The following is a 6574-nucleotide window of genomic DNA, read 5'->3' on the forward strand; positions in this document are numbered from 1 at the left end:
GGGCCGGGCTCCGCGACGGACCGGTCCCGCCGGTCCCTCCTCCGCCGTCAGAGCGCGGTGAGGTAGCCGGGCGGGGCGATGTCCGGGGCGAGGTCGTCGGCGGGGACCGGCGCGCCGTAGCCGTTCCGCACGGGGACCACGCCGGACCAGTGGGGAAGGCCGAGGTCCTCGGGGTCGTCCGAAGGACCGCCGGAACGGACCTTCGCCGACACCTCGTCCAGGTCGAGGCGGATCACGGAAGTGGCGGCGAGCTCCCTGGCGTTCGCCGGGCGGGAGTCGGCGGAACGGCCGGGGACGACGTGGTCCACGAGGGCGTCGAGGGCGATCCGCCGCTCCTCCGGGTCGGTGACCTGGTGCGCGATGCCGTGCACGACGACCGAGCGGTAGTTGAGGGAGTGGTGGAAGGCGGAGCGGGCGAGCACGAGGCCGTCGACGTGGGTGACGGTCAGGCAGACCGGCAGGCCCGGGGCCTTCGTGCCGTCGCCGGTCGCGCGCAGCGGCCGCGAGCCGGTGGAGCCGTGGACGTAGAGGCGTTCGCCGACCCGGCCGAAGAGGGTCGGCAGGACGACCGGCGCGCCGTCGCGGACGAAGCCGAGGTGGCAGACGTACGCCTCGTCGAGTATCGAGTGGACCAACTCCCTGTCGTACGAGGCGCGTTCGCGGGAGCGCGTGGGCACGGTCCGGTCGGACGGGGTGTAGGCGTCGGAGGGGGCGCTCATGGCGTACTCCATTGCACTAGTGCATAGTATTTTTTGTGCTAGGAGAGTATCGGATCGAAGGCCGCCGCGCATCGGAGATCGCCGCCAGCGTCGAGCGGGGGGTCGGCACGGGCGCGCTGGAGCCCGGCCGGCTCCTCCCCCCTCTGCGGGAACTGGCGGCCGGACTCGGCGTGAACCCCAACACCGTCGCCGCCGCCTACCGGACCCTGCGCGAACGCGGGGTGATCGAGACGGACGGGCGGCGCGGCAGCCGGGTGCGGTCCCGGCCCGCCACGACCGCGCGCGGATCGATCCGGGTCGAGGCGCCTGCCGGGGTGCGGGACCTGAGCGAGGGCAACCCCGACCGCGCCCTGCTGCCGCCCCTCGGCGACGCCCTGGCGGAAGCCGCGCGACGGTACGCCGAACGGCCCGGCCTGTACGGGGAGTCCCCGGTGGACGAGGGCTTCGGACGGCTCGCGCGCGCCGCCTTCGACGCGGACGGGGTGCCGGACGGGCCCGTCGGCGTGGCCTCCGGTTCGCTCGACGCCATCGAACGGGTGCTCGCGGCCCGTCTCAGGCCGGGCGACGCCGTCGCCGTCGAGGACCCGGGCTGGGGCAGTCTCCTCGACCTGGTGCCCGCGCTCGGCCTGCGACCGGTCCCGGTCGCCCTGGACGACGAGGGGCCGCTGCCGGAGGAGGTCGAACGCGCGCTCCGGAGGGACGGGGCGCGGGCGGTGATCGTCACCGACCGGGCGCAGAACCCGACCGGGGCCCGCGTCACCGGGGCACGGGCCCGGGAGCTGCGGCGCGTCCTCGCCGGGCACCCCGACGTCCTGCTCGTGGAGGACGACCACGGGTACGGCATCGTCGCGCAGCCGCTCCACCCGCTGGCCGGGGCCACCGACCGCTGGCTGCTCGTCCGTTCGGCCGCCAAGGCGTACGGCCCCGACCTGCGGATCGCCTCCTTCACCGGGGACCCCGAGACCGTCGACCGGGTGCTCGGCCGCCAGCGGCTCGGCCCCGGCTGGGTCAGCCGGCTGCTCCAGTGGACCGTCGCGCAGCTCTGGACCGCGGAGGCGGTGGACCCGGCCGCCGTCGCGCGCTCGTACGGGGAGCGGCGCGACGGCCTGGTCCGCGCCCTCGCCCGGCGCGGCGTCCGGGCGCACGGCGCCTCCGGCATGAACGTGTGGGTGCCGGTCGCCGACGAGACGGGCGCGGTGGCGCGGCTCCTCGCGGCGGGCTGGGCGGTGGCCCCCGGGGCGCGGTTCCGCATGGAGTCCGGGCCGGCCGTCCGGCTCACCGTCTCCGGTCTGGCCGTCGCGGACGTCGAGTCCCTGGCCGACGCCGTCGCCGGGGCGGCGGGGCCCGCGCCGGCGCGGAGCTACGGGTAGCGGGACCGAGTACCGCGTCGTGCGCGGCTCCCGTGGCCGTCGGTCCTGGCGGGCCGTTCCCCACCCCGCGAGGAGCGCCGCCTTCCGGAACCCGCGCTGTCCCGGCTCCCGTGACGGTTCCCGTACGAAGGGACGCCGCTCGTGGATGCCGCGGCCGACCGCGCTCACGTACGGAGGGGCGGCCGGGTGCCGGGGGTGTCCTCCTCCGGATGGAGGGTCCGGACGGGGGCCGGGGACTTCCCGGGCGCGGGTGCCGGTTCCCGCGGCGGTGGCGTGGTCGTGCGGCGGGAGGCACGGGTCTGCGTGAGGGCCGCGCCCGCCAGGACCACGAGCGCACCCACCGGAGTGTTCCAGGTGAGGCCCTCGTCCAGAAGGGTGACGCCCGCCGCCGTGGCGACGACCGGGATGAAGTACGTGACCATGGAGGCCGTCGTCGGGCCGACCTCCGCGACGATGCCGTACTGGAGCAGCATCGCGTACCCCGTGCCGAGCGCGCCGAGCGCGACCACGGCGAGCAGCGGAAGGAGTTCCACCGAGGTCGGGGCCGAGGTGAACAGCGGTGTGACCACGGCCAGTTGCAGCGTCGCGAGACCCACCTGGGAGCCGGCGAGCGAGAGGTGCGAGGCGCCGGTGCCGGCCAGCGTCCTGCGGACGTGGATCCAGCCGACCGCGTAACTGAACGAGGCGAGCAGGGCGAGCACGGTGCCCGTCGCGTCGAGGCCCGAGAAGCCCTGCCACGCGCCGAGCACGGTGAGCACTCCGACGAAGCCGAGCCCCAGGCCGGCCGCCCGGGTCCGGGTCGGACGGTCCTCGGAGAGCGCGACGAGGGAGAGCAGCATGCCCCACAGCGGGGTCGTCGCGTTGCAGATGCCCGCGAGGGTCGAGGGGATCGTCAGCTCCGCGTACGCGAAGAGGGAGAACGGCAGCGCGTTGAGGAGGAGGGCCGCGATCGCCAGGTGACCCCAGACGCGGACGCCGCGCGGCAGCCGGTCGCGCTTCACGGCCAGGGCGACGGCGAGGACCGCCGTACCGAACAGGAGCCGGCCGAAGGTGACCTGGAGAGGGGCGAAGCCCTCCGTGCCGACCTTGATGAAGAGGAAGCTGAAGCCCCAGATGAGGGCCAGGGCGCCGAACCGGACGCGCCAGTCGAGCAGGCGCGGGGCGGGGGGCTGGCCGGGGGAGGAGGGAGGAGGGGCGGCGGGCGGCACGGAAGGCGGGGCTGCGGGGCTCATGCCCTTCAGGGTGTCCGGAACGACTTCTTAGGACAAGTGAGAATTGTTCGACCCCTTGTCTTAGCATCGCTTACATGTTGAACCTGGAACGCCTCCGCGTCCTGGACGCCGTCGCCCGGCACGGCTCCGTCAGCGGCGCGGCCGAGGGACTGCACGTCACCACCTCGGCCGTCTCGCAGCAGTTGTCCAAACTGGAGCGCGAGGTCGGCCAGCGCCTGCTCGCCAAGAACGGGCGGGGCGTGCGCCTCACGGACGCCGGACTGCTGCTGGCCGGGCACGCCGCCCGCATCCTCTCCCACGTGCAGCTGGCCCAGACCGACATCGAGGCCCGGCGCGGCCGGGTCGTGGGGGAGGTGCGGCTCGCCGGCTTCCCCACGGCGGCCCGGGGGCTCTTCCCGGCAGCGCTGGCCGCCCTGCGCGCGGACCACCCCGAACTCCGGGTCCGTACGACGGAACTGGAGCCCGAACCGGGGGTACGGGCGGTGCTGCGCGGCGACGCCGACCTCGCGATCGTCCTGGACTGGAGCAACAAGCGGGCGCCCGTGCCCGGCGGCCTGGAGCGCCTCCACCTCTGCGACGACACCGCCGACGTGGCCCTGCCCGCGGGACACCCGCTGGCCGGGCGCGAGGCGGTGGACCTGGTCGACTTCGCGGAGGAGGAGTGGGTGTCCTGGCCGTCCGGCGAGTTCTGTCACGACTGGCTGATGTTCACCCTGCGCTCGCAGGGCGTCGAGCCGCTCATCGGCCACTTCGCGGGGGAGCACCACACCCAGCTGGCGCTCGTCGCGGCCGGGCTCGGAGTCTGCGTGACGCCCCGGCTCGGCCGGCCGGTGCCGGACGGCGTCGTCTTCGTCCCCGTGCGGCAGAAGATGCGGCGGCACATCTACGCCACCTGGCGCGCCGACGCGGGCCGCCGTCCCTCCGTGCGGGCGGTCGCCGGAGCGCTGCGGGCGGCGGCCGAACCGCTGGGGTGCTGAACGGAGGGGCCGGGGCGCCGTCGCGGCCGTCCGCCGCCGCGGACGGCCCGCCGCCCGGCCGGGACCGGTGGCGGCGAGCGCGAGGCGCCGTCGCGGGCCGCACGGGGCACCCGCGCTCCCCGCGTCCGGGCGACACTGGTGGTGTGATCATCGAACGCGCGTATGCCCATCTTTCCTCGTACGACGAGGACGCCTGGCCCTGGTCGGTTCCCTGTGTCCGGCAACTGATCGACGAAGGACTGCGGTTCACCGCACCGGTGACCTTCCTGGTGGGAGAGAACGGTTCGGGGAAGTCCACCCTGGTCGAGGCGCTGGCGGAGGGGTTCGGCCTGGACTCCTACGGCGGCTCCCACGACTGGCGCTACGCTTCCCCGCGCGGCAGATCGGTCCTCGGCGAGCGCGTGAAATTCGACGCCGCCCCGGGGCGCGGGCGTCGCATGGCCACCAGCTGGTCGGCCCGCAAGGGCTTCTTCCTGCGTGCCGAGACCGCTCTGGACGCCCTGGACAGGGAGGGGTTCTCGCCGGACCGCGTCAGCCACGGGGAGGGCTTTCTCGCGGCGTTCCGAGGGAAGTTCCTCCGCCCCGGGCTCTATGTCCTCGACGAGCCGGAGGCGGCCCTCTCCTTCTCCTCGTGCCTCGAACTGATCGGTCACCTGGACCGGTTGGCCAGGGAGGGCGGCCAGGTCATCTGCGCCACGCACTCCCCCCTGCTGACCGCGCTGCCGGGCGCGGACATCGTCGAGGTCGGCGAGCACGGCATGCGGAGGGTCGCCTGGCGGGAGCTCGGCGTCGTGGACCACTGGCGCCGTTACCTCGCCGATCCGCACGCCTACCTGCGGCACATCGTCGACCCGTAGGCGGATTCCCCATCTGCCCCTCCCCGCCCCTCCCCGCCGCGCGGGCGCCGCGGAGAACCCGAGAGGCTTTACAGTTCTCGATGGAGTGTCCGAAAATGGACAACCCTCGATGAAAGTGTCTCGGCGCGGTGGGCGCGGGGCCCGACGCGGCCGGAACGGAGGCGACGCGCATGCCGACGGAGACGGCGCGCCCGCCGGCGTCGGTCGGCGCCCACCACGTGCGGGCCGCGCTGTTCGGCGCCGAACGGCGCGGAGTGGCCGCCGGGCCGCTCCTCGCACGGGCCGGACTGCCCCTCGCCCTCCTGGACGAACCCCGGGTTCCCGCCGAACAGTTCGGACGGCTCGTCCGGGAGCTGTGGACCGCCCTGGACGACGAGCTGATCGGCTTCGGCGGCGCGCCCAGCAAGGTCGGCACCTTCGGGATGATGGCCCACGCGGTGGTCCACGGCAGCCGGGACCTGCGCGAGGCGCTGCGGCGCGCCCAGACCTTCTACTCCCTCTTCCCGGCCGGCCCGCGCTTCCGGCTGGTGGAACCCGCGGCGAACGACGAGACCCCCGGCGCCGGGGACCCCGACGAGGCCCGGATGGAGTTCGACGTCTCCGGGTACGACGACCCGCTCCACTTCGGCGCCGAGGCCACCGTCCTCGTCGCCCACCGGTTCGCGGGCTGGCTCGTCCGGCGCCGGATCGGTCTGCGCAGGGTCGAGTTCGTCCACCCCGAACCCCGGCACGCCCGCGAGTACGCCCTCCTGTTCGGGGTGCCCCCCGTCTTCGGCGCCGGGCGGACGGCCGCCGTCTTCGACCGGGCGGACCTCGACGAACCCGTCCTCCGCGACGGGGCCGCGCTCAAGGCGTTCCTGCGCAGAGCCCCCGCCGACGTGCTCGTCCCCGCGGACCACGGCGGCACCGTGACCGACCGGGTGCGGCTCCTGATCGGGCGCGCCCTGTCCGACGGCCCGGTTCCGACGCCGGAACAGCTCGCCGCCCGGCTGTCCGTCAGCCCGCAGACCCTGCGCCGCCGGCTGGCCGCCGAGGGGACGACGTACCAGCGGCTCCGCGACCAGGTGCGGCGGGACCACGCCATCGCGGAACTGGCCGCCGGGCGCGTCTCGATCGAGCGCCTCTCGCGCCGGCTCGGCTTCTCCGAACCCAGCGCGTTCCACCGGGCGTTCCGGCGCTGGACGGGGGAGACGCCCGGGGCGTACCGGGGCGGGGGACGGGGAGTTCCCTAGGGCGCGTTTCGAAAGTCCCGTCTGCCCGGCGGCGCCCGGCACGCACTCCCCCACAGCCCTTCGGGCGGACGACGCCACTTTCGAAACACGCCCTACTGATCTTTTCGTTAGTTCCGTGGGTGCGCTGGCCTCGTTGGTGGGATCCTGTTGCGGTGTCTTTCAAGCCTTCGCCTGTTGTTCCTCCTTT

6 protein-coding genes are annotated in these 6574 nt (G+C 74.7%); 4 read left to right on the forward strand and 2 right to left on the reverse strand.

Going from position 1 to position 6574, the window contains the following annotated elements; genetic code table 11:
• Positions 1-47: 47 nt before the first annotated feature.
• On the reverse strand, positions 48-719 hold the full coding sequence (locus ACZ6AQ_RS28455; protein WP_468763590.1) for a pyridoxamine 5'-phosphate oxidase family protein: 672 nt from the start codon (positions 717-719) through the stop codon (positions 48-50).
• A 35-nt stretch (positions 720-754) separates the two neighbouring features.
• On the opposite strand from ACZ6AQ_RS28455, the gene ACZ6AQ_RS28460 reads away from it, so the two are divergent.
• Positions 755-2089 (forward strand): aminotransferase class I/II-fold pyridoxal phosphate-dependent enzyme, encoded by a 1335-nt coding sequence (locus ACZ6AQ_RS28460; protein WP_468763592.1) that lies wholly within the window; start codon positions 755-757, stop codon positions 2087-2089.
• Between the two features lie 164 nt (positions 2090-2253).
• Here the strand turns inward: ACZ6AQ_RS28460 and ACZ6AQ_RS28465 are convergent, their stop codons facing one another.
• Entirely contained in the window at positions 2254-3321 is a 1068-nt protein-coding gene (locus ACZ6AQ_RS28465; protein WP_468763594.1) for a DMT family transporter, read from the reverse strand.
• A gap of 74 nt (positions 3322-3395) precedes the next feature.
• On the opposite strand from ACZ6AQ_RS28465, the gene ACZ6AQ_RS28470 reads away from it, so the two are divergent.
• The 3 genes from ACZ6AQ_RS28470 to ACZ6AQ_RS28480 all read left to right on the forward strand — a co-directional run bounded on the left by ACZ6AQ_RS28470 (position 3396) and on the right by ACZ6AQ_RS28480 (position 6387).
• The gene (locus tag ACZ6AQ_RS28470) at positions 3396-4298 is read left to right on the forward strand and encodes a LysR family transcriptional regulator (protein WP_468763596.1); all 903 of its coding nucleotides are present in this window, start codon (positions 3396-3398) and stop codon (positions 4296-4298) included.
• 143 nt (positions 4299-4441) lie between these two features.
• Positions 4442-5155 (forward strand): AAA family ATPase, encoded by a 714-nt coding sequence (locus tag ACZ6AQ_RS28475; RefSeq protein ID WP_468763598.1) that lies wholly within the window; start codon positions 4442-4444, stop codon positions 5153-5155.
• A gap of 170 nt (positions 5156-5325) precedes the next feature.
• Complete coding sequence (locus ACZ6AQ_RS28480; RefSeq protein ID WP_468763600.1) at positions 5326-6387, forward strand: AraC family transcriptional regulator; 1062 nt, start codon at positions 5326-5328, stop codon at positions 6385-6387.
• Positions 6388-6574 lie beyond the last annotated feature (187 nt).

The sequence above is a fragment of the Streptomyces sp. NPDC041191 genome (assembly GCF_055591945.1).